Origin of the sequence: Nocardia sp. NPDC050793 (assembly GCF_040654065.1) — a bacterium.
Classification (GTDB): Bacteria; Actinomycetota; Actinomycetes; order Mycobacteriales; family Mycobacteriaceae; genus Nocardia.
On record NZ_JBFAHG010000004.1, the window covers coordinates 550,917 to 573,616 of the forward strand.

Genomic DNA, 22,700 nt, shown 5'->3' on the forward strand with positions numbered 1-22,700 from the left:
TACTGCCTGGCGGTGGCCGTCCCGGTCACCGGGCCAATACGGTGAGACCTATGCAACTGAATGACGCGCCCGAACATCAGGATCAGCCCGTCTCTCCGGTGGAGGTCGCGGTCGTCCAGTTCGCGCCGGGGAAGGATTCGGCGGCCAATCTCGCGGCCCTGCGCGAGCACGTAGGGACGGCCGCGGGCCGCGGCGCCCGGCTGGTCGTCGCCCCCGAATACTCGATGTTTGCCGTGACCCGGCTCGATGAGCGCGTCGTGGCCGTGGCCGAGCCGCTGACCGGCCCTTTCGCCACCGGACTCGGTGCGATCGCCAGGGAGTTCGGGGTGTATCTCGTGGCGGGCATGGTCGAGCAGGTGGCTTCCGGCGCCGACCGCATTCGCAACACCCTGCTGGTGTTCGGGCCCGACGGCGAACTCGTCACGCGGTACCGGAAGGTGCACCTCTACGACGCGTTCGGGTACCTGGAATCCGACGTGGTCGAGCCCGGTGTGATCGAGGCGCCGCCGATCTTCGCCGTCGACGGGGTGCGCTTCGGCGTGCAGACCTGTTTCGATCTGCGCTTTCCCGAGGGGTTCCGGCGCATCGCCGCCGCGGGTGCGCAGGCGCTGGTGCTGCCCGCGCAGTGGATCCCCGGCCCGGCCAAGGTCGACCAGTGGACCACGCTGCTGCGGGCGAGGGCCATCGAGAACACCGCGTACGTGCTCGCCGCCGATCAGTGCGCGCCGCGCGGCGCGGGAGCGTCGATGATCGTTGACCCGACCGGCAGCGTGCTCGCCGAGCTGGGCGACGAACCCGGCGTGCTCACGGCGAGCGTCGACCTCACGCACCTGGCGACCGTGCGCACCGCCAACCCGAGCCTGGCCTTGCGTCGATTCACGATCACCGAGCGCGCGCCGGAGTAGCGTTCGCATCGATGGTCTACGCCGATCGGATCGCCGCCGGTCGCGCGCTTGGCGCCGAGCTGGAGCACCTGCGCGCGTCGAGGCCGCTGGTGCTCGGGCTGCCCCGCGGCGGGGTCCCGGTCGCCGCGACGGTGCGCGAGATCATCGGGGGTGACCTGGACATTTTGCTGGTCCGCAAGCTCGGCGTTCCGTGGCAGCCGGAGCTGGCCATGGGCGCCATCGGCGAGGACGGTGTGCGGGTACTGAACATGGATGTGCTCGCGCACACCGGCGTCACCCAGCACAGGCTCGCGGCGATCGAGGAGGCCGAGCGCGCCGAGCTCGAGCGGCGCAGGAAGGTACTGCGCGGCGGTGCGGAACCCGTGCCGATCGCCGGTCGCACGGTGGTGATCGTCGACGACGGCATGGCTACGGGGGCCACCGTGATGGTCGCCTGCCGGGTCGCGCGCCTGCACCAGCCGAAGCGTGTCGTGGTCGGCGTGCCGGTGTCGTCCGCCGAGGCGATCCGGCGGGTCGAGACCGAGGCCGACGAGGTGGTGTGTCCGCTGGTGCCGCGCAGCCTCGGCGGCGTCGGCGTCGCCTACCGCGACTTCCACCAACTCGCCGACCACGAGGTCACCGACCTGCTGACCTGATCAGCCGACTTCGGTGATGCCCTTGCGGTGCCGCTGCGCGAGCTCGGCGTAGAAACCCGGATTGAGCTGCACCCACATCTGCGCCTGGGTGCCCTCGATCGGGCGCTTCACCTCGGCGGGGGAACCGGCGGCGAGTACGCCGTCGGGGATCTCGGTGCCAGGCGGCACCAGCGAATGCGCGGCGATCATGCTGCCCGCGCCGATCTTGGCGAGGTCGAGCACTGTGGTGCCGTTGCCGACGATCGCCTCCGCGCCGACGGACGCGCCGTGGAACACCACGCTGTGCGCGATGGTCGCGCCGGGGCCGATCTCCATCGGCACGTCCGGCGGCACGTGCAACACGGCGTTGTCCTGGATGTTGGCGCGTTCCCGGATGGTGATCGGCGCGAGATCGGCGCGCAGCACCGCGCCGTACCAGATCGAGGCGCCCGCCTCGACCCGCACGTCACCGATCAAGGTCGCGTTCGGCGCGACGAACGCCGTCGGATCGATCTGCGGTCGCTTGCCTTCGAATTCGTAGAGTGGCACGGCTACAGGTCTACCAGCGCTCGGACCGGGCGGTGGTCTTCTCGGCGGCGGTGAGCATCGGACGAAGATGCGCGGCAAAGGTCTCCGCGGTCACCGGCGCGATGTGCACGTCCGCGCCGGTGCGTACCGCATAGCGGCCGTCCTCGGCGACGTCGATCCAGCACAGCACGCCGAACGGCATCAGCTCCTCGGCCCGCCGCACCGACACCACGATCTGGCCGATGCCGTCGCGCGGGCGGGCCAGCAGGCGGCGGATCCGCGCGGGCGCGGAGGGGCCCGAGACCGGAACGGTCACCAGATCGCGACTGTCCTCCCTGACCCGCGACAGCGGCGAACTGAGCCGGGCAGTGGTACCGGGCGGGTTCTCCGGAAGCACCGAGATCACCCGGGCGGGAAGGCTTTTCGGGCTGCCGACGTACAGGCGGATGTCGCCGCCCCGATCGGGTGTAGGGCCGGGTCGCTGCGCCGCGACGACCGCGACGTTGCCCGAGGCGACACCGAGTACGCGCACGGGCTTCACGCTGTCGTTGGCCGTGGCGTCGGAGATACGGTCGGGCCCGGCGCCGGGGGCGCCATCGAGCCCTGTGCCCGAGCCGCCGTTGGACCGAACGCCGGAGGCGCCGTGGGACCCCGCATCCGCGACGCTGTAGCTCGCGGTACCGGCGTATGCGGTGGTAGTTGACGGCCCTCCGGACGCGCCGATGGCGAATTCCGCAGTGTCCGTGAGCTGTTCGCCGTCCGGCACGGCGGCGCGGTTGGCGGGGCGGTGCTCGCCGAACACCTCGACCCGCACGGTCGGCCGGGCCAGCAGCCGCAGTGCCGCCTCCAGATCGGCGTCCAGCGTCCGCTCGCACCACGCGTGCAGGGTGGGCAGCTGCGCCGCCCGCTCCATCGAGTCGCGCGCCGAGAGGCGGACGGCCAGCGGATACGGAATGCGGTCACCGTCGGTGCGCTCCCAGGCCATGGCGAACTGGTCCGGTGTCAGCGTCCAGTTCACTCCAGCTCGGTCCATTCGCCGACGACCGGTGGCGTGGTCGGATCGAGTTCGCCGATCAGTTCACCCGTCTCGTCCGGGGGTTCGAGGAAGGTCAGGTCGTCATCGACCCAGTGCAGCTCGTCGTCCTCGTCCTCGGCCCGAGCCGACGCGGCCTTGGACGCGACGCTGGAACCGTGCCGGGTGGTGTCGGCCGCGGCGATCGCGCCGCCCATCAGTCCGCCGACGGCGCCCGCGCCCATGCCGGTGACGGCCTCGCTGTTGGCTTCCTTGCGCCGTTCCTCGCGTTTGCGCTCGTCGTCGGCGGAGCCCGCGCCGCTGCCGGGCGTGGTCGCACCGGGCAGCGCGGTGGAGGCCGTGACCACCGGCGCGGAAACACCAGGGCGCGGTGCGCGATCCGGAGCGGACGGCGCGGTGGCGGCGGGGGAATCGGCCGCGACGGGAACGGTCTTCGCCGCGGCGGGCAGAGTGTCGACGCCGGAGGGCGTCGCGACCGGTCCGGCGGCGGAGGTCACCGTCGCCGGGGTCGTGTCGGTGGCCGGTGGCCGCTCCGGCTGGGGTTCCGTCTCCCTTGCCGCTTCGACTGCGGTCACGGGTGTCGCGGTCAGCACCGAAACAGGCTGGACGCCAGGGGTTTGCGCGGTGTCGATCACCGGGAGCGCGGGCACAGTTCCCGGCCCGGTGCCGCCAGGGGCGACACCCGCGGGGAGGACCGGTGCGTCGTCCGGGAAGGCCGGGACGCCGGAACCGCTCCGCAGGAACGCGTCGGCGTAGATGCTGTCCATGGCCTGCACGACGTCCTGCCGGTCGTGCTCGGTGGCCTTCTGGGTGACGACGTTTCCGGTCGCCTGGTTCGGATCGAGCAGCGCGGCCGCCAGATCCGGCGCGGCGCCGGACGGCGAACCGACCGCCGACCGCAGTGTCTCGGCGGCGTCACCGGCCTGCCCGAGCCGCTGCGCCACCGCCGCCATCACATCGGCGAGCTGCTGCCCGCGCTGTTCGAAATCGCGCACCGCGTCGGCGGCGGTCTGCGCGGCGCCCCCGCGCCATCCGTCGGCGATGGTCGAGCGAATCTCGTTGTGCGCCTGCGCGACCGAGTCGGTGAGCCCGGTCGCCGAACTCTGCCACGCCTGCCTGCCCGCGTCGATCGCCGCCGGATCGAGCAGCTGCACCTTGCCGTGGATCTCTTGGTGGGTGAGGTTGTCGAAGACCTCGACGCTCGGCGCGTAGGCCGGATCGACGCGGGTGTGCGACGCGCGTTCGGTCTGGTACGGAATCTCACGCATGCGCCGCTCCCGTCGCGTCCACCCGGCCGACCGCTGCCGCGAGCTCGGTGTCGGCCTCGGTGTAGGCCGTCGCCGCCGCGCGGAAAGTCTGGGCGAGCGCCCGCGCCGAGTCGGCGTAGTCGCGCAGCCGCGCGATCGCGCCTTCGGCCTTGTTCTCGAAACCGCGGCGCAGTGCGTCACCGGAGGCGAAACCGCCGAAACCCGGGAGCGATACGGCCGCGCTCAGCACCTGGATCTGCGCCTCGACCTCGTCGGCGAGCTGCTCGTAGCGCCGGGCGCAGCGCTCGTGCGCGCCCTCGGCGACCAGCACGCCGTCGATCCAGAGCCTGCCTTCGTCGACCGCCTGGTTCAGTGCCGTGACCTGTGGTCGCACCGCGCTGTCCGGTGATGGCTCCGCGCTGTCTTGTGGTTGCACCGCCCCGTCCCCCTTGTCTCCTCATCGTGCCGCGTTGCGCGGCCGTATTCGGTTCACGCGTGTCGTGCCAACCCCACGACGACGCCCTGCATCCAGTCCGCGATGTCTGCGCCGACCCGCGCGTGCACCGGCTCGTGCAGCAGATCGTGCCCGGCGTCGGCGTACTCGCGTAAATCTACCCATTCGTGGCGTTCAGTCCAGACCCGCATCGCGTCGACCGGTGCGCGGCGGTCCTCCGAGCCGTGCACCGCGAGGACGGGAAGGTCGGACGGGAGCGGCGTTCCCGGCGCGCCCGGGGTTCCGCTGCCGAGGGCACGCCGCGGGACTCCGGAGAGGACGAGACCGGTGAGCGTGCCCGGTGCGAGACTGGGCACGAGTGGGAAGTTCGCCTCGACGGCGTTGAGGTCGGTGGCGGTGCTCGCGTCCGGGATCGCGGCGCCGAGCATGCCGAGCGCGGTGACCGCGCCGAGCGAGTGCCCCATCAGCAGCAGGGGCGATTCCGGTAGTTCGGCGCGCACCAGATCGACCAGCCTGGTCGCGTCCGCGACCAGCTCGGCGAGGGTGCCCGGGTGTGCGGGATCGCCCTCGCTGAGGCCGTGACCCGCGGTGTCCAATCCCCACAGCTCGATGCCGACCGAGCGCAGGATGCGGGCGAACCGGTGGTAGTGGCCGGTGTGCTGTCCGATACCGGGCAGTAACACCGCTACGGCCACGTGATCGTCGACCGGCCACCGTCGATAGTGCAGCCTGCCGCGAGAGCCGTCGAAGTAGAGCATGCACTGATAGTGCCAAAACTTTTGGCCCTCATGGGACTTCACCACTCCGGCGAAATGGTCGCTACAATGCGCCCGTTCGGGGTGCCGATCAGGAGGTCCCAGGTGTCCATAGTCGAGCTGCCCGCGGTCGTGCGCCGCGGCCTGCCCGCGGTCGTCGTCGCCCTCGCCTGCGCTGGAATCGCCGCGCCGAGCGCGACCGCCGAACCGGGCCCCGGCTGCGCGCCGGGCGCGGCGACGACCGTGGTGCCCGCCGCCGTTCCGGTGCTGGACTGGTCGGAGAACCTCGGCTACGACCGGCAGGGCAACCTGTGGGTGTCCCGGCTGTATCGCAACGAGGTGCAGCGCTACGACGGCGCCGGACAGCTGACCGCCAGGGTGCCGGTGGAATACCCCGGCGCGGTCCGGCTCGGACCGGACGGGCTCATGTACGCGGTCTACGGCGACGCGCCGACGAGCGTCGTGCGCCCCGGCGGCGTGGTCCGGTTCGACCCGGCCGCCGCCGAGCCACGCCCCGAGATCTTCGCCTCCGGGTTCACCATGCCCAACGGTGCGGCCTTCGACGCCGACGGCGCCCTCTACGTCGCCTCGGCGACCGGGGTGATCCGTATCGGCCGCGACGGCGTCGTCGACACGGGCTGGAGCGAGCGGGCGAAGCTCAACGCCAACGGCATCGCGATACACGACGGCACGGTGTACCTCACCTCCAACGGCGGTCCGCTGGGCCGGGTCCTGCGCTTCCCGATCATCGACCCGGAACGCCGCACGGTCCTCGCCGACCTGTCGTCCGCCCTGCCCGGCGTCCCCGATTTCGCCGACGATTTGCTCGTGGACGAGGCGGGCGCGGTCTACGTGACGACGCTGTCGGGCCAGCTCGTCCGGGTCGATCCGAACGGCCAGTCCTGCCGCGTCCTCGCGGCCGAACCGATGACGTCCATCGTCGCGGTGCCCGCCCACCCCGGCGAACTGCTCGCAGGCACCGAACGCGGCGCGATCCTCCACATCCAGCTCGGTCCCTGACCGTCGACGACGCTTCTCCCACGCGCCAGCGCTCGGCCTTCACAGGCGCTCCATACGCCTCACAGCGGTGACAACCCCTGCGAGGCGTGTGGACGGCCTGCGAGGGCAGGGTTCGGTCTGTGTCTAGGGTTCGCCGAGATCGGGTGTCAGGACGGTGGGGTGAGGGCGGAGGTGATGCGGGATGCGATGTTGCGCAGTTGCTCGGTCAGTTCCGGCGATTCATGGACGCGGAAGGCGACGCCGAGGTCGAGCAGGCGGTGGGCCAACCAGGCGGGGGAGTCGTCGCGGGTGGCGGTGAGGCGGCAGGTGTTGTCGTCCAGTGCGGTCAGATCTCCAGGGTCGTCGCCGAGGCGACCCGTGACGCGGGCGAGCGGTGCGGAGATGGTCACAGAGACGCGGTAAACCGGTGCACCCCAATTTGTTCGACGGCCCGCCACATAGTCGGCGGGGGAGGCGGCGGGTAGGGAGCGCGGGGTGAACCTGGCTCCGGTGGGCTGCGGACGTTCGATTCGATCGACGCGGAAGACCCGCCAGTCCGCGCGATCGAGGTCGTGCCCCAGCAGATACCAGCGGCGGTGGACGGGAACCAGGCCGACGGGTTCCATGTGACGACGGGTCAGCCCGCCGGATTCGCCACGGTAGCCGAAACGCGTTCGCTCCCTGTTGGTTACGGCGGCGGCCAGCGTGCTCAGCACCTCCGGGTCGACGGTCGGCCCGTCGTGTGCGGGCGCCGCCGTCGCCGAACCGAGCACCCGCACGCGGCGGCGCAGCTTGGCGGGCAGGACCTGCTCGAGCTTGGCGAGCGCGCGCACCGACGCCTCCTCGATGCCGGCGACCGCCGACCCGGCCGCGGCGCGCAGACCGACCGCGATGGCCACCGCCTCCTCGTCGTCCACGAGCAGCGGCGGCATGGCCGCGCCTGCCACCAGCCGGTAGCCGCCCGTCGCGCCCATGCTGGCTTCGACCGGATAGCCGAGCTCGCGCAGCCGGTCGATGTCGCGGCGCACCGTGCGGTCGGTGACGCCGAGGCGTTCGGCCAGTTCGCTGCCCGAGAATTCGCGCGGGGTCTGCAACAGCGAGAGCAGACGGAGCAGGCGAGCGGGGGTGTCGTTCACGAAATCCAGAATCCCAGAAAACTAGGACATAGATGGTCCTATATGGGTTCTAGCGTTGCCGTCATGACGAACCGAAACGCCCTCCGCCCCTTCCGCATCGACATCCCGCAGGCTGATCTCGACGACCTGAACGACCGGCTGGCCCGCACCCGCTGGTCGGCGCAGCTGCCCGGTGCGGGCTGGGAACGCGGCGTCCCTGTCGACTACCTGCGCGAGCTCGCCGAGCATTGGCGCACTCGGTTCGACTGGCGTGCGCAGGAGGCGGCGCTCAACGAGTACCCGCAGTTCCTGACCGAAATCGATGGGCTCGACGTGCATTTCGTGCACGTGCGCTCGCCGGAGCCGGATGCGCTGCCGCTGCTGCTGACGCACGGCTGGCCCAATTCGTTCGTCGAGTTCACCAAGACCATCGGTCCGCTGGCCGATCCGAGGGCGCACGGTCTCGACCCCGCTCAGGCCTTTCACGTCGTGGTGCCCTCGGTGCCAGGGTTCGCCTTCTCCTCGGCCCCGACGGAGGGCATGACCACCGGCCGGGTGGCGCGGATGTGGGTGGAGTTGATGGACCGCCTCGGGTACCGGCGTTACGGCGTTCAGGGCGGTGATCTCGGCGCCTACGTCGCGCCGGAGATGGCGATGGCCGCGCCGGACCGGGTGGTCGGCGTGCACCTCGACGGCGGCATCGGCATGCCGACCGCGGCGGACGTGCCGACCATGAACGCCGAGGAACGCGCGGAATGGGATCTCATGCAGCGGTGGATGACCGGCGGCGTCGACCATCACACACTGTTGCGCGCGGCGCCGCAGACCTTCGCGCACGCCTGGACCGATTCGCCGGTCGGACTGCTGGCCTGGCAGACGCAGAAGTTCCACGAATTCACCCCGATGGTCGACCACCTCGAGGACGCGATCGACCGCGGCCACCTGCTGACCAATGTCAGCCTGTACTGGTTCACCGCCACCGCGGGCGCGTCGTCCTGGCCGATGTACCACGGCCTCGGCAAGGATGGCTTCGTCTGGCCGACCGGCCAGAAGCTGGTCCCGACAGGCGTCTACGGCGGCGGCTCCGCCCTCGTGCGCCGCCTCGCCGAACAGGACAACGACATCGCCCACTGGCCGGAGGGCAACACCGGCAACCACTTCGTGGCAATGGAAGTCCCGGAAATGCACGTCGCCGACATCCGCACGTTCTTCGCCGAGCTCGCCTGAGCGCCGAGGCCTCCGCATCGCGCGCTGACAGCCCATGGCGCGCGATGCGTCGACTGGAAGCAGCCGGGGCCGGCGTTCCGCGCCCGCTGGTTCAGCGATCGGGACGCGGGGCGGTCACCGGCTCCCGGAAGATTGCGGCGGGGCGACGCTGGGCGCACAAGGCGGGCGGCCGTTGCGAAACCCGGTGGCGCCTAGTCGAGATGGGGCGAAGCCGGATGGGAACGGTGCAGTTGTCGCGGAAACCGCCGCTGCCTACGCGGTAGGCGCGATGACAGGTGCAGTCTCTGGTGCGGGCGCGCCGGGCGCGCCGCCTGAGCCGGGCTGTGGGGCGGCGGGGGCGGTCTCCGGCGCGGCGGGCGCGGGTGCGGACGGTGCGGGTGCGGGCGCCGGGGTCTCCGGAACGACGAACGTGCCGACCGTCGGCGTCATCACGCAGTGCGCGCCGGGGTACCCGATGACGCCCCACATCGACGCGATGACGGTGCCGGGGCCGGTGCGCACGGTCTTGGACAGGGTCGGCAGGTTGAACTCGGTCATGTCGTCGAGCGCGTCGATGCCGCTGAGCCCGTTGTTGACGTTGAGCCACGCCACCACGAGGCCGGAGCTGAGCGGGGCGCCCGAGTGTGACGGGGTGGCGCTGAAGCGCAGGGTTCCCGGCTCCGGACTGGTGCCCTGGTCGGGGTTGTTGCCCTGGGTGGTACCCGCCGCGATGATCGTGGTGATGGGGCCATTGCTGCCGCAGCCGAAGGTGGGGGCGGCGTAGGCGAAAGGCGCCCAGGCGCCCGCGATGTCGCGCAGCTCGGCGACGTCGACGAGCCCGAGGTACGAGCCGAGCGCGTCGACGCCCGCGCGGGCGGCAGCGTCCGTTCCCGCGCGTTCGGTGAGGTGGGTGACGGCCTGATCGATCGGCGCGTCCGGTGCGGCGGAGGCGGGTCCGGTGAGGGTCAGAACCGCGCTGATGCCGAGTGAAGTCACGGTCGCGGCCACGCGTGCGATGGTTCTGCCGTTCACCAAGTTCTCCTCGAATACGAACCCAGGGTTTCCCCGACCCTGGGCTGCAACGTACCAGTTCGTCGCGCCCGCCGCCGAGTCGGCCGAACGGGTTTCCGCCGGTCGCCGCCGGGTTGCTCGGGCGGGCGGAGCCCGGGGGCATCCCGGTGTCGTGCCTACCGGACCGCGAATGTGATCCACTCGACAGGGTCGGATTACCACGGGGTAGGTTGGGGCCCGGAAGTACGAGACACAACGGGAGTTGCGTATGAAAATATCCCTGTCCCCCGACGAGGCGGCCTTCCGCGACGAATTGCGGCAGTTCTACCGCACCCAGATCCCCGCGGAGATCCGTGAGCGCGTGAAGTACGGCCACGAGCTCTCCCGCGAAGACGTCGTCACGGCGCACAAGATCCTCAACGACAACGGTCTCGCCGTGCCGAACTGGCCGGTGGAGTGGGGTGGCAAAGACTGGACCCCGATGCAGCGCCACATCTGGCAGGACGAGATGCAGCTGGCCTCGGTGCCCGAGCCGCTGACGTTCAACGCCCAGATGGTCGGTCCGGTCATCGCGCACTTCGGCTCGCAGGAGATCAAGGAGCGCTTCCTCCCGGCGACCGCGGCCCTCGACATCTGGTGGTGCCAGGGCTTCTCGGAGCCGGACGCCGGTTCCGACCTGGCTTCGCTGCGCACCACCGCGGTGCGCGACGGCGATTCCTACATCGTCAACGGCCAGAAGATCTGGACCACGCTGGCCCAGTACGCCGACTGGATCTTCTGCCTGGTGCGCACCGATCCGAACGCGCCGAAGAAGCAGGCAGGCATCTCCTTCCTGCTGTTCGACGTGAAGAGCCCCGGCGTCACCATCCGCCCGATCAAGCTGATCGACGGCGGGTACGAGGTGAACGAGGTCTTCTTCGAGAATGTGCGGGTGCCCGCCGATCAGCTGGTCGGCGAGGAGAACATGGGCTGGACCTACGCCAAGTTCCTGCTCGGCAACGAGCGCACCGGCATCACCGGCGTCGGCCGCACCAAGGTGAAGCTGGGCGTCGCGAAGGACTACGCGCGCCAGATCAAGTCGGGTTCCGGCACGCTGCTGGAGGACCCGGTGTTCGCCGCGCGGGTGGCCGAACTGGAGAACGAGCTGCTCGCGCTCGAGCTCACCCAGCTGCGCGTGGTCTCGAATTCCACCGAGGGCAAGCCGAACCCGGCCTCCTCGGTGCTCAAGCTGCGTGGCTCGGAGCTCCAGCAGGCCGCCACCGAGCTGTTGCTGGACATCGCGGGCCCGGACGCTCTTCCGGTCGACGCGGACGACATCGCCTCTCCAGGCTGGGCGCAGCGCAGCGGCCCCAGCTACCTCAACTACCGCAAGACAACCATCTACGGAGGTTCGAGCGAGGTGCAGCGCACCATCATCGCCTCCACGATCCTCGGATTGTGAGGCTTCGCCATGGAATTCGAACTCACCGATGAACAGGTCATGCTGCGCGACACCGTGCGCGACGTGCTGGCCCGCAACTACGACCCGGAGTCCCGGCTGAAGGTGATCGACACCGAGCTGGGCTGGAGCCGCGACGTGTGGCGCCAGCTCGCCGAGCTGGGCGTGCTCGGTCTCGCTTTCGCCGAGGAGGACGGCGGCGTCGGTGCCGGCCCGGTGGAGACCATGGTCGTGCTCGAGGAGATCGGCCGCAGGCTCGCGCCGGAGCCGCTGCTGGACGCGGTGCTGGTGCCTGGCGCGTTGATCGCGCGGGCCGGCAGCGCCGAACAGCGGCAGCGGATCCTGCCCGAGGTGGCGGCGGGCGAGAAGCTGCTCGCCTTCGCGCACGCCGAGCCCGGCGTGCGGTGGCCGTCCACCGACCTCGCGACCAGCGCGGCGGCCGAGGGCGACGGCTACCTGCTGACCGGCGTGAAGAACCCCGTGGCGCACGGCGATTGCGCCGACGACCTGGTGGTCAGCGCGCTGCTGCCGGGCGGCGGTGTCGGCCTGTTCCTGGTCGCCGCCGAGGGCGCCGGGGTGTCACGCAAGGCTTTCCGCACCGTCGACGGGCTGCGCGGCGCGCAGGTCACCTTCGACAAGGCGCCCGCCGAACTGCTCGGTGACACGCTCGACGCGGCCGAAGCGGTGCAGCTCGGGCTCGGTCACGCGCACGCCGGTCTCTGCGCGGAATCCATCGGCGCGATGGAGGAGGCGCTGCGGCTGACCACCGAGTACCTGAAGACCCGCAAGCAGTTCGGCGTCACCCTGTCGAAGTTCCAGACCCTGACCCAGCGGGCGGCGAACATGTACGTCTCGCTGGAGCTGGCGCGCAGCATGAGCCTGTACGTCACCGCGTCGCTGGCCGACGGCGCCAACGACCCGGTGGTCGCCTCGCGAGCTCGTCTCCAGGTCGGACGCGCGGCAAGGCACGTCGGGCAGGAAGCCGTCCAGATGCACGGCGGCATCGGCGTCACCGCGGAGTACCCGGTCGGACATTACGTCGCGCGGCTGACCGCGATCGGCCGGACGATCGGCGGCGACCTCGACCATCTGAAGGTGCTCAGCGCGCAGGTCGGCAGCTACGACCTGCCGGAACTGTAGGACCGCGGAGGGCGGGCGGTGGTGCGGGCGAAAGCGTCCGCGCCGCCGCCTTATTCGTCTTCGCCCTGGTAGCTCGCTCGCGGTGTGGCGGCAGGGGGGCGGGTGGTCGTTTCCTCGTCGACGGTCGGCGGTGGTGTCGTGGCCGACAGCGTCCGCCGGGTCGTCGTCGGTTCCTCGGTCTCCCTTGTCGTTTCGGGCGCCGTGGTACGCGGCTCCGTGGTGCGCTCGGGCCTGCCGGTGCTCGTCTCCGATTCCTCTTCCGGCGGAACGGTCATCGTGCTGTACCCGGCGGGCCTGCGCGGCGGTCCGTTCGGCGCCATCTGCCAGGTCGGCGAAGGCGGAATCACGATGCGCGACACCGTGCCCGTCGAACCGTCGTCGCGGACCACGGCCGCGGCGGCGGGACCGTCCTTGAGCGGTGGTGGCGGGACATAGGTTTCCTCGCCGCCGATCCCGCAGGAGCCGATGAGAACCAAACCGAGCGAGACCGCTCCCGCTGCGATCGCGGGACCCGCGATCTTGGCCCTGCTGCTCTCCATTCGGGGACACTCCTCGTGTGTTTCGAGTGGGCTCACCATAAACCAGGTCGGTCACCCGGGCCAGGCGTACCTCCGCCTACACGGCCGCCGGGCCGGAACTTTTAAACATCTATGATTCAGATATCGAATTGATCTCGTCCGCGTGTCGCGGGCACGTGTCGCGGCGGAGCCCCCTGTGCGGGCCGTAGCGTACGTGATCAAAGTTACGCATGAGACGCCTGTATCAGAATGAGAGACGCGCTGGTAGTACTGCGCGATCGAACATTCTGATCGGCGTCACCGAGGAGAAGATGATGGGAGCATACTCGACCTCTCCGCTGCCGCAGGCAGACGCGACCTCCGACACGGCGGAGGACGCGAATCAGGAAGCGGCGAAGCAGAAAGCGTCGAATCCGCCCGCGCGTTCCGTGCCCACGATCGTGGCGCGAGCGCTGGCCTGGCTGTTCTTCCTCGGCGGTGTCGTCGGGGCCGTGCTTGGCATTGCGGGCTTGCACGTCGAGATCACCGTTGCGGGTCTGATCCTGGCGTGCACCGCGGGACTCGTCCTGCTCAAGATCCGCGCGGACAGCGGGGCGAGGAGCGGCACCGGCTGAGCAACCGTTCTTTCCGTGATGTCGCTGCGAAAGTCATTGGCACTCGGCGTCTTCGACGCATATCGTGACGCCTGACAAACGCAGCGGACGGAGTCCGTCGAAGGTCCGCGGCATCGCGGAGCGAGGCGGGATCGCGCCGGAGGGGCGCCGCGGACGGGATACGTCGACACTTCGCACACTGCGGGAGCGAAGGTAGAGGTACGCCGTATGCGGATCGAGATCACCGGCGACGCTGTCGCGTATCGCGCCGCGACCGAGTCCTTCGTGAGCCGTGATTTCCTGCGGCACACGGTGATCGCCACGGGCGTCGCCAACTACGTGGACGGGCGGCCTGCGGTGGACGGAACGTCACGCTTCTTGTCGGTGCACGCGGCGGACGGCGCCGTCGTCGGCGTCGCCATGCGGGCCGGCGGCCGCGAGGTCTACCTGGGGCAGCTGCCCGCCGAGAGCCTGCGACCGGTCGCCGAGGCGTTCGCGGCCGTGGCGCCCGGCAACTCCGGGGTCGAAGGGCTCGTCGCCGACGCGGAGGCGTTCGCCGAGCATTGGTGCGCGCTGCGCGGCGTCGGGCTGCGCGAAAACTTCCGCACCAGGCTGTTCCGGCTCGGCGAGTTGCGTGTGCCGCGCGGGGTCACCGGTGCGCCGCGCCGGGCCGCTGACCGTGATGTCGCGCTGTGTGTCGCCTGGTCCGAGGCCATGCGCCTGGAAAGCGGCTTGCCGCCGCCGCATCCGAACCCGGACGTCATCCGCAGGCGGGTGGCGGCCGGGCGTTGGTGGCTGTGGGAGGACGGCGGCCGTCCGGTGAGCCTTGCCGCACACCAGATTCCGACGGGCGGCTGGGCGCGCATCGGCCCGGTCTACACGCCGCCCCGCGAGCGCGGGCACGGCTACGCGTCGGCCCTCACCGCGCAGGTGTCGCGCACCCTGCGCCGCGACGGTCTCGACGTCTGCCTGTTCGCCGATCTGGCGAACCCCATTTCGAACCGGATCTACCGGGCGATCGGCTATCAGCCGGTCGACGACTTCGTGAACTACGTGTTCGAGGTGCGCCCCGCGGTCAGCCGATGACCCATTCGAAGGCCGCGGCTTTCGACCGCGCCCCTTCGGCGGCGCGCGAACGGTTGGGTTCGCCGAGATCGGTGAGCAGCCCCTCGGTCAGCTCGACGAGCGCGGCCAGCGTGGGCGGCGCGAACCAGTCGGGGCGGGTGGCGAAGAGGATGTCCTCGCTGGAGGTGTTGCCGCTCGCGCCAGGCGCGAACGGGCAGCCGCCCAAGCCGCCGAGCGATCCGTCGACCATGCCCGCGCCCGCGGCGATCGCGGCCAGGGTGTTGGCGACGCCCATGCCCCAGGTGTCGTGGCCGTGGAACACGATGCGGCGCTGCGGCGTCCGGTCGCGAACCGCCGAAATCAGCGCGGCGACCTGGGCCGGGTGGGCCTGGCCGAGGGTATCGGCCAGCACGATGTCGGTCGCGCCCTCGGTGCGCGGATCGTTCGCGATCTCGAGCACCCGCTCCGGATCCACCGGTCCCTCGAACGGACAGGTGAAGCTGGTGGCCAAGCACAGCTGAATGGCGCCGCCCACCTCGTGCGCCAACCGCACCGCCTCCGGCATCACGGCCATGCTGTCCTCGGTGGCGCGGCCGATATTGGCTTGGTTGTGCGAATCGGAGACCGAGAAGCAGTACTGGAAATTGCGGACGCCCGCCGCGGCGGCCTTGGCGACGTGGCGCGGCGTAGCTACCCACACCCAGCAGCGTTCGAGCTCCTCGGGAGTCAGCGCCGCGACCAGGTCCACGGTGTTGGCCATGGGCGGCACCAGGTCGGGACGCGCCATGGAACCGATCTCCAGCGCGGGTACGCCCAGCGCGAGCAGGCGGCGCACGATCTCGACCTTGCGTTCCACCGGCAGCGTCTTGCCGGTCAATTGCAAGCCGTCGCGCAGGGTCACATCGCGCAGCACAACGCCGCTCGGTTCGGTCAGCACGGCTTGTCCTCCCGCGCCTGCGGCGGCACGCACATCACGCCCGCCCACGGTTTCTGGTTCGCGCCCGCCGGATTCGGGTGCACCGTCGGCCGCGCGTGCCCGGGTGCGCGCTGCTCCCAGCTGTTGCGGCCCGCCGGCCTGCGTCGTACCCGCCTGCGGCTCATGCCTTCACCTCGCTGGCGCTCGGCTTCGGCATGCGCCGTGCGCGCTGGCACATGATTCGCTCGCTCATGCCTGTACCTCCCCGAAACCCGCTGCGGCGGCGATCTCGGCCTCGCTCATGCCGAGCAGGTCCGAGAGCACTTCGCGGGTGTGTTCGCCGAGGTCTGGGCCGACGTTGCGAATGGGGAGCGACTGCTCGCCGATCACCGGCACGATGCCGGGGAAGCCGACGGTCTTCGGTTCCGGTTCGCCGACGTCCACCGGGAACTGCTGAATCATGTTGCGCGCCTTGTACTGTTCGTCGGCGACGATGTCGGCGGCGGTGTAGATCGGCCCGCACGGGATGGCCGCGTCCTCCAGGATCTTCAGCGCCTCGTCCCTGGTGTACCGGATCGTCCATTCACCGATCGACGCGTCCAGTCGTTCGCGATTGCGCCAGCGGCCCGCGTTGTCTTGGAGTTCGGGATCGGCCGCCAGATCGGGCCTGCCGATCACCTGCATGTAGCGCTGGAAGATGGCGTCGCCGTTGCCGCCGATGATGATGCTGAAACCGTCCCGGCACGGGTAGGCGTTGCTCGGCGCGATGCCCTCCATCCGCCCGCCGACGCGCTCCCGGTTGATGCCGTAGGCCAGGTAGTCGGGGACCAGCGATTCCATCACCGAGAGGATGGCCTCGTTCAGCGCGACATCGATCACGCGTTCGCGCAGGGGCACCGCGTCGTCCTTGCGCTCGCGCTGGAACAGCGCCATCACGGTGCCGAAGGCGGCGTAGATGCCCGCGATGGAGTCACCGATCGAGACGCCGACCCGCACCGGCGGACGGTCCGGGTCGCCTACCAGTTCGCGCAGTCCGCCCACCGCCTCGGCGACCGCGGCGAAACCGGGCCGCGCAGCCATCGGCCCGGTCTGCCCGTAGGCGGAGATCCTGGTGATCACCAGCTCGGGGTTGGCCTCGTTCAACGCGTCGGGCCCGAGGCCCCACTTCTCCAGCATGCCGGGGCGGAAGTTCTCCAGCAGCACATCGCAGTGCCTGACCAGGTCGAGCACCACCGCGCGACCCTCGTCGGTGCGCAAATCCAGGGTGATCGACTTCTTGTTCCGGTTGACAGTGCGGTACAGCATCGAGGTGTCACCGCCGTAGAGCCGCCAGTTGCGCAACTCGTCGCCGGCCTTCGGCCGTTCCACCTTGATGACCTCGGCGCCGAAGTCGCCGAGGATACGCCCGGCGGTGGGCGCGGCGATGTAATTGCCGAGCTCGAGGACGCGAACTCCGTCCAACGGCCGAATACTCATGGCCACCAGTGTGGACTAATGGGGCTCTCGTCCTCGGCCCGCCCTAGGTGTCGGGCCGGTCACGCGGCGCGGGAGACCTCCTCGATGATCGAGTAGTGCTCGGCATTGCCCGCGATGACGGTGCTCGCGACGCCGTCCACACCGACCGGGACGTCGCCCGCCAGGGTGATGCGGGTCAGCTTGCGCGGCTGGTCGTCGTAGTCGTCGACGGCGTAGTGCTGGGTAGCGCGGTTGTCCCAAATCGCCACGTCACCGAGCTGCCAGTGCCACCGGACGGTGTTCTCCAGACGGGTCACCCGATCCTGGAACAGGCGGAACAGGGCCTGCGACTCGGCGCCGGCCAGGCCGACGAAATTCTTCACGAAGTGACCGACCAGCAGCGCCCGCTCCCCGGTCTCCGGGTGCACGCGCACCACCGGGTGCTCGGTCTCGTAGTAGGTCGACTCGAACTCGGCGCGGTACTCGGCGGTGTTGGGGCGGACCTTGCCGTTGTGCGCCGCGGCGTAGTCGTACACGTTGGTGTGCACCGCGCGCAGGTTCTCGGCGAGCAGCTTCAGCGGCTCGGGCAGCGATTCGTACCCGGCCACCGTGGAGGCCCACGTGGTGGAGCCGCCGTAGGTCGGCAGGGTCACCGCGCGCAGGATCGAGGCCTTCGGAATGCGGTCGACGAAGGTGACGTCGGTGTGCCAGCTGTTGGCGCGGCCGTACTCGGAGTCGATGGCCAGGCTCTTCACGCCGTGCGAGGTGACCGTCGGGTGCGGAGTGGTCGGGGTGCCGAGCAGCTCGGCGAACTCGTACTGCGCGTCCTCGGTGAGGTGGTCCTGGCCGCGGAAGAAGACGACCTTGTGTTCGAGCAGAGCGCGGCGGATCACGTCGACCGACGCCGCGTCCAGGTCGCCGCCGAGCCGGACGTTGTCGACCTGAGCGCCGATGCGAGCGCCGAGCTTGGTCACCGAAACAGTAGGGGCGGTTGCGATCGTCATGTGTGATCACCTTCGCTGATCGAGAACGGGATGTGCGTGGTAGAGCACATCACTCGGAAAACGGTGGTGACCAGGGTTTTCGTCGGGGTGATCGCAACAGGTGGTGGTTGTGGGGTGGGGGCGTGGGCGTCTGGGGCGGGCGCGGTTCGGTGCTCGGGCTTGCGGTTGGTCGACTGTTCCCAGTGCTTGGGTATTGAGCGAGGTGCGCGCGGCTTGGGGCGTGGGCTCGGTTTGTTGTGGAGGTTGCTTGGGTTGACGGCCTCCAGTGCTGGGGGTTCTGACGAGGGGCGCCTACCGTTGCGTCCCCGGGCTCCGTTTTGTTTCTGGCGTTGCGTGGGGGTGACCGCCTCCAATGTTGTGGGTGCCCAAGGGGGTAGGCCTACCCAGGTTTTCGCCCAATGTTGCGGGTGCCTGGGGGGTGCGCCTACCCAGGTTTGCCTCGGAGCAGTGCTGGGCACGTCGTGTGCCGTACCCGGCTTACCTTCCGCAGTCAGGTGTGCGGGTTCGGCTTCCGGCGTGGTCGACCGGCTCTGGTTGCGTCCAGGGAGGGCAAACTGAAAGAGCTCTCAGTCTGTCAACCCCCCCAACCACCATTTGACTACCGTCGATAGAGAAATGGATTCGACGGTAGTCATATGGTGGCCGTTCAAGGTCAACTAGCCACCATATGACTCCCGTCGATTTTCGACCCCGCCACCATGCACCACCGCCCGCAGCGACTGGCTCCCACACACCTCGTGTACGCATCACAGAGCCAGCGCCTATGTGAAGCGTGTGAAACCTATGTGCCACCACCCCGCACAACGCAACCTGGCCCACCAACTCCTCCCGCTCCTGACCAGAATCGCAACCACAGCCGGATGACCGCGCCGGAAGCCGCGCCCCCGCCGACCGACTGCGGGAGGTAAGCCGGGTACGGCACACGACGTGCCCAGCACCGTTCGAGGCAAACCTGGGTAGGAGTGCGTGAACTCGCAGGTCCAGCCCGCGGAACTACGTCCTCAACGCAACCCACCAACTGCGACCGGACGGCACCCACCCAAACGCGACCCCAGAGGAACCTGGGCCACCGTGCGTGGACCAGCAGGCCGAACTCCCGGAACCAGTCAACGCAATCCACCAGCACCGACCGGACGACACCCACCTGAACGTGACCTCAGAGGACCCCGGGCCAACCGTGCGTGAACCGGCAGGCCGAACCCCCGGAACCACGTCAACGCAATCCACCGGCCCCGACCGGACGACACGCAGCTAATGCGACCTCAGAGGACCCCGGGCCAACCGTGCGTGAACCAGCGGGCCGAATCCCCAGAACCACGTCAACGCAATCCACCAGCACCGATCGGACGACACCCACCCAAACGCGACCCCAGAGGAGCCCAGGCCAACCGCGCGTGAACCAGCAGGCCGAACCCGGAACCACGTCAACCAACGCAGCCACTCGTCGACTCGACGAGAGAACGCCCGAACGAGCGCGGCTACAGCCGGTCGACCCACCGAAACCTCGACCGACTCGAGAGCCAAGCCCGGGTACGGCACCGAAGTGCCCGCCACGGCGGCCAACCGCACTCCGCCCCCGACGCGATCGGCAACCGCCAGATCAGCCCACGTGCTCGCGAAGGTAAGCGAGGTCGTCGGCGACACCTTCGGCCGGGGTCTCCAGCACCACCGGCGCCCCCGCGCTGCGGCACACCTCGGCGAGCAGTTGCGGGTCGATGGTGCCGTCGGCGAAGTTGGCGTGCCGGTCGGCGCCGGAGTTGAACTCGTCGCGCGAGGAGTTCAGGTGCACCAGGTCGATGCGGCCGGTGATGGCCTTGATCCGGTCGACGACGCCGAGTAGTTCCTCGCCGCCCGCCCAGGCGTGGCAGGTGTCCAGGCAGAAGCCCGCGCCGTACTCGCCGACCGCGTCCCACAGCCGTGCGATGGAGTCGAAATGCCTGGCCATGGCGTGGTTGCCGCCCGCGGTGTTCTCGATCAGGATCGGCACCGCGAAGCCGCCCTTGTCCTGCTGGCGTTCGAACAACTTGCGCCAGTTGTCGATTCCGGTGTCCAGCTCGGCGTCGGAGCGGACGTGCCCGCCGTGCACGACCAGGCCGAACGCGCCGAGCTCCGCGGCGGCCTTCGCCTGCTGGGCGACCGCGTTGCGGGAGGGCATCCGCAGCCGGTTGTTCAGGCTCGCCACGTTGATCTGATAGGAGGAGTGCACCACCACATCGATCGGGCTGGCCAGGATCTCTTCGGTCCGCGGATGCGGGACCGGCTTGTCCCAGCTCTGCGGGTCGACGACGAACATCTGGATGACATCGGCGCCGAGTTTCTCACCGAAGCCGATCGGATCGCTGTCGAGCCGGACGTGTGCTCCAATGCGCATGGGGCTCAGCGTAGTGGGCGGCACCGACATCGCGGAGAACCGGCGATCCACCGGCGAATAGCCGAGAATCGAAGGACTGTTGCGCCCACGTGGGTCCGCGAGATACATCGTTAGGATCCACGTGCTCGACCCGATGAGGGGGGTGAATCACCTTGTTGCGTACTGGCGAGATTTTTGCCGGTTACGTCGTCAAGCGCGTGCTGGGTCAAGGCGGCATGGGCACGGTGTATCTGGCCCAGCATCCGCGGTTGCCGCGGATGACCGCGCTGAAGCTGCTCGATCGCGAGCTGTACAGCGATCTGGAGATCAGGGGGCGCTTCGAGCGGGAGGCCGATCTGGTCGCCCAGCTCGACCACCCCAATATCGTCACCGTCTACGACCGAGGGGCCGAGGACGAGCAGTTGTGGATCTCCATGCAGTTCGTCCCCGGCTCCGACGCCGCGAGCGCCGACGTGGACGTGCTCGCTGCCGGACGAGCGGTGCAGATCATTGCCGAGACCGCGGCGGCGCTGGATTTCGCGCACGCCAACGGGGTACTGCACCGCGACGTGAAACCGGCCAACATCCTGCTGGCCAAAGCGCCCATCGGACAACCAGAGCGGGTGCTGCTCACCGACTTCGGCATCGCGGGCATGCGCAACGCGGACACCACTCTCACCTCGGCGGGCACCATCACCGCCACCCTGGCCTATGCCGCGCCCGAGCAGCTCAGCGGCCAGCCGCTCGACCACCGCGCCGACCAGTACTCGCTGGCCTGCACGCTGTTCTGGATGCTCACGGGCAACGTCCCTTTTCCCGGAGTCACTCCCGCCGCGGTGATGAACGGTCACATCGCCGCGCCGGTGCCGTCGCTGTCCCGCAGCCGCCGGGGTCTGCCTGCCGCGCTGGATGCCGTGATGGCGCGCGCGCTCGCCAAACGTCCCGCCGACCGCTTCCCGAGCTGCACCGATTTCGCCGTCGCCGCCCGCCGCGCCCTCGCCGCCGGTGCACCCGCCCCCCACCGCCCGCATTCGACGACCGGCTCCGTGCCCCCGCACACCGGGTTCGCCACCCGAGCCGACGCACCTCCTCCGCCGTCCCACACGGGGTTCGCCGCCCCACCGCCGCCCCACACCGGTTTCGGCCCCGGTACACGTCCGCCGCACGGAACGGGATCGCAGACCGGCGGCCCGCCGCACGCGCATCCCGGTTCGCCGACACGGTCCAGTGGCGTGCCACCCACTGGATTCGTGCCGCGCCCCGAGGGGATGCCGCCGCCGGGCTTTCCGCCGAATCCTCATTCGGTTCCGCATGCCGGTGCGCCCACCCACACCGGCATGCCGGGCCGCGCCGCCGTTCCGCCTCCGGTGGCGAATCAGACCGGGAGCGCACCGCACAACGGCGGCGTGCACGGTGGGACGCTGCCAATGCCTCCCTCGCACCTTGCTGCGGACCGGACCGGGAGCACGCCGCACGACAGGACTCACGGTGGGACGCTGCCCATGCCTCCCTCGCACGGTGCCGTGAATCGGACCGGGAGCACACCGCACACCGGCACAGAACATGGTGCGACGCCGCCTGGTCCGCCGTCGCGCCACGCCGTGGATCTGACCCGTGGCGGCATGTCACACGGAACCACCGGGCATCCGCACGCCGTGCCGCCGCGGACCGATCTCTCGCGTCCGACGGGTGTGCCGCCGACGCGTCCGGACGCCGGACGTCCGACCGGTCTGCCGCCGACGGCCCCCTTGCCGAACGTTTCGTCGCCGGACGCTTCCTCGCCCACCGGCGAGACAGCGTGGCCGCACTCTCCGCACAACGCCGACGCGCAGCTGCCGCCGCGAGCTTCGAGGAACACCGGTCATTCGGCATCCGGACGGAGCGGGCAGGTGCCGCAGCAGGGTTCGGCGGACACCGGCCGTTCGGCGCAGGGACGGAACGAGCCCGTGCTGCCGCGGGATTCGCGGAACGCTGGCCGTTCGGCATCCGGACGGAGCGGGCAGGTGCCGCAGCAGGGTTCGGCGGACACGGGCCGTCCGGCGCAGGGACGGAACGAACCCGTGCCGCCGCGAAATTCGCGGGACACCGGCCGTTCGGCATCCGGACAGAACGAGCCCGTGCCGCAGCAGGGTTCGGCGGACACCGGCCGTTCGGCGCAGGGATGGAACGAGCCCGTGCTGCCGCGGGATTCGCGGAACGCTGGCCGTTCGGCATCCGGACGGAGCGAGCCCGTGCCGCAGCAGGGTTCGACGGACACCAGCCGTCCGGCGCAGGGACGGAACGAACCCGTGCCGCCGCGAAATTCGCGGGACACCGGCCGTTCGGCATCCGGACAGAACGAGCCCGTGCCGCAG

22 protein-coding genes are annotated in these 22,700 nt (G+C 70.1%); 9 read left to right on the forward strand and 13 right to left on the reverse strand.

The features are described 5' to 3' along the window. The first annotated feature begins 50 nt into the window (after positions 1-50). A complete protein-coding gene (locus tag AB0H50_RS17195) occupies positions 51-905 on the forward strand; it encodes a carbon-nitrogen hydrolase family protein (RefSeq protein ID WP_357452945.1) in 855 nt (284 codons plus the stop codon). Positions 906-916: 11 nt separating this feature from the next. Then, positions 917-1,540, forward strand: coding sequence for a phosphoribosyltransferase family protein (locus tag AB0H50_RS17200; RefSeq protein ID WP_357452948.1), 624 nt, complete (start codon positions 917-919; stop codon positions 1,538-1,540). On the opposite strand, the gene AB0H50_RS17205 is transcribed toward AB0H50_RS17200, so the two are convergent. From AB0H50_RS17205 to AB0H50_RS17225, 5 genes are read right to left on the reverse strand one after another with little or no spacing between them, the layout of a single operon-like run. Next, the gene (locus AB0H50_RS17205; protein ID WP_357452951.1) at positions 1,541-2,068 is read right to left on the reverse strand and encodes a gamma carbonic anhydrase family protein; all 528 of its coding nucleotides are present in this window, start codon (positions 2,066-2,068) and stop codon (positions 1,541-1,543) included. It lies immediately after the preceding gene. A 10-nt stretch (positions 2,069-2,078) separates the two neighbouring features. Continuing rightward, positions 2,079-3,065, reverse strand: coding sequence for an ESX secretion-associated protein EspG (locus AB0H50_RS17210; protein ID WP_357452954.1), 987 nt, complete (start codon positions 3,063-3,065; stop codon positions 2,079-2,081). Then, complete coding sequence (locus AB0H50_RS17215) at positions 3,062-4,348, reverse strand: hypothetical protein (RefSeq protein ID WP_357452956.1); 1,287 nt, start codon at positions 4,346-4,348, stop codon at positions 3,062-3,064. Before AB0H50_RS17215 ends, AB0H50_RS17210 begins: the two co-directional genes overlap by 4 nt. Continuing rightward, entirely contained in the window at positions 4,341-4,763 is a 423-nt protein-coding gene (locus AB0H50_RS17220; protein WP_357452959.1) for a hypothetical protein, read from the reverse strand. Before AB0H50_RS17220 ends, AB0H50_RS17215 begins: the two co-directional genes overlap by 8 nt. A 53-nt stretch (positions 4,764-4,816) precedes the next feature. Beyond that, positions 4,817-5,539, reverse strand: coding sequence for an alpha/beta hydrolase (locus AB0H50_RS17225; RefSeq protein ID WP_357452961.1), 723 nt, complete (start codon positions 5,537-5,539; stop codon positions 4,817-4,819). 102 nt (positions 5,540-5,641) lie between these two features. On the opposite strand from AB0H50_RS17225, the gene AB0H50_RS17230 reads away from it, so the two are divergent. After that, entirely contained in the window at positions 5,642-6,556 is a 915-nt protein-coding gene (locus tag AB0H50_RS17230) for a hypothetical protein (protein ID WP_357452965.1), read from the forward strand. A gap of 146 nt (positions 6,557-6,702) precedes the next feature. Here AB0H50_RS17230 and AB0H50_RS17235 read toward each other — a convergent pair whose 3' ends face one another. Further along, positions 6,703-7,671: a YafY family protein gene (locus tag AB0H50_RS17235; RefSeq protein WP_357452967.1), complete on the reverse strand. Its 969-nt coding sequence runs from the start codon at positions 7,669-7,671 to the stop codon at positions 6,703-6,705. Positions 7,672-7,734: 63 nt separating this feature from the next. Here AB0H50_RS17235 and AB0H50_RS17240 point away from each other — a divergent pair, with 63 nt between their 5' ends. After that, positions 7,735-8,877 (forward strand): epoxide hydrolase, encoded by a 1,143-nt coding sequence (locus tag AB0H50_RS17240; protein WP_357452970.1) that lies wholly within the window; start codon positions 7,735-7,737, stop codon positions 8,875-8,877. A gap of 252 nt (positions 8,878-9,129) precedes the next feature. Here AB0H50_RS17240 and AB0H50_RS17245 read toward each other — a convergent pair whose 3' ends face one another. After that, positions 9,130-9,888 (reverse strand): hypothetical protein, encoded by a 759-nt coding sequence (locus AB0H50_RS17245; RefSeq protein ID WP_357452973.1) that lies wholly within the window; start codon positions 9,886-9,888, stop codon positions 9,130-9,132. 247 nt (positions 9,889-10,135) lie between these two features. Here AB0H50_RS17245 and AB0H50_RS17250 point away from each other — a divergent pair, with 247 nt between their 5' ends. Together AB0H50_RS17250 and AB0H50_RS17255 are read left to right on the forward strand one after the other, a co-directional pair. After that, entirely contained in the window at positions 10,136-11,308 is a 1,173-nt protein-coding gene (locus tag AB0H50_RS17250) for an acyl-CoA dehydrogenase family protein (protein ID WP_357452976.1), read from the forward strand. Positions 11,309-11,317: 9 nt separating this feature from the next. Further along, entirely contained in the window at positions 11,318-12,445 is a 1,128-nt protein-coding gene (locus tag AB0H50_RS17255) for an acyl-CoA dehydrogenase family protein (RefSeq protein WP_357452979.1), read from the forward strand. A 50-nt stretch (positions 12,446-12,495) separates the two neighbouring features. On the opposite strand, the gene AB0H50_RS17260 is transcribed toward AB0H50_RS17255, so the two are convergent. Then, entirely contained in the window at positions 12,496-12,984 is a 489-nt protein-coding gene (locus AB0H50_RS17260) for a hypothetical protein (protein ID WP_357452982.1), read from the reverse strand. A 293-nt stretch (positions 12,985-13,277) separates the two neighbouring features. Between AB0H50_RS17260 and AB0H50_RS17265 the strand changes: the two genes are divergently transcribed. Then, entirely contained in the window at positions 13,278-13,577 is a 300-nt protein-coding gene (locus AB0H50_RS17265) for a hypothetical protein (RefSeq protein ID WP_357452985.1), read from the forward strand. A 207-nt stretch (positions 13,578-13,784) separates the two neighbouring features. Next, entirely contained in the window at positions 13,785-14,642 is an 858-nt protein-coding gene (locus AB0H50_RS17270) for a GNAT family N-acetyltransferase (protein WP_357452988.1), read from the forward strand. On the opposite strand, the gene AB0H50_RS17275 is transcribed toward AB0H50_RS17270, so the two are convergent. The 5 genes from AB0H50_RS17275 to AB0H50_RS17295 form a co-directional block, all read right to left on the reverse strand. Further along, on the reverse strand, positions 14,632-15,558 hold the full coding sequence (locus tag AB0H50_RS17275) for a hydroxymethylglutaryl-CoA lyase (RefSeq protein WP_357452991.1): 927 nt from the start codon (positions 15,556-15,558) through the stop codon (positions 14,632-14,634). The genes AB0H50_RS17270 and AB0H50_RS17275 overlap by 11 nt on opposite strands. After that, positions 15,552-15,722, reverse strand: a complete 171-nt coding sequence (locus AB0H50_RS17280) for a hypothetical protein (protein WP_357452994.1) — start codon at positions 15,720-15,722, stop codon at positions 15,552-15,554. Before AB0H50_RS17280 ends, AB0H50_RS17275 begins: the two co-directional genes overlap by 7 nt. Positions 15,723-15,786: 64 nt before the next feature. After that, positions 15,787-17,013: a CaiB/BaiF CoA-transferase family protein gene (locus AB0H50_RS17285; RefSeq protein ID WP_357452997.1), complete on the reverse strand. Its 1,227-nt coding sequence runs from the start codon at positions 17,011-17,013 to the stop codon at positions 15,787-15,789. Between the two features lie 59 nt (positions 17,014-17,072). Next, positions 17,073-17,996 carry a TauD/TfdA family dioxygenase gene (locus AB0H50_RS17290; protein ID WP_357453000.1) on the reverse strand — a complete coding sequence of 308 codons (924 nt, stop codon included), beginning with the start codon at positions 17,994-17,996 and terminating at the stop codon, positions 17,073-17,075. Between the two features lie 1,600 nt (positions 17,997-19,596). Beyond that, the gene (locus AB0H50_RS17295; RefSeq protein ID WP_357453003.1) at positions 19,597-20,367 is read right to left on the reverse strand and encodes a deoxyribonuclease IV; all 771 of its coding nucleotides are present in this window, start codon (positions 20,365-20,367) and stop codon (positions 19,597-19,599) included. Positions 20,368-20,519: 152 nt separating this feature from the next. Between AB0H50_RS17295 and AB0H50_RS17300 the strand changes: the two genes are divergently transcribed. Then, positions 20,520-22,700 (forward strand): protein kinase (locus AB0H50_RS17300; RefSeq protein WP_357453006.1); only part of this gene is annotated, 2,181 nt, incomplete at its 3' end.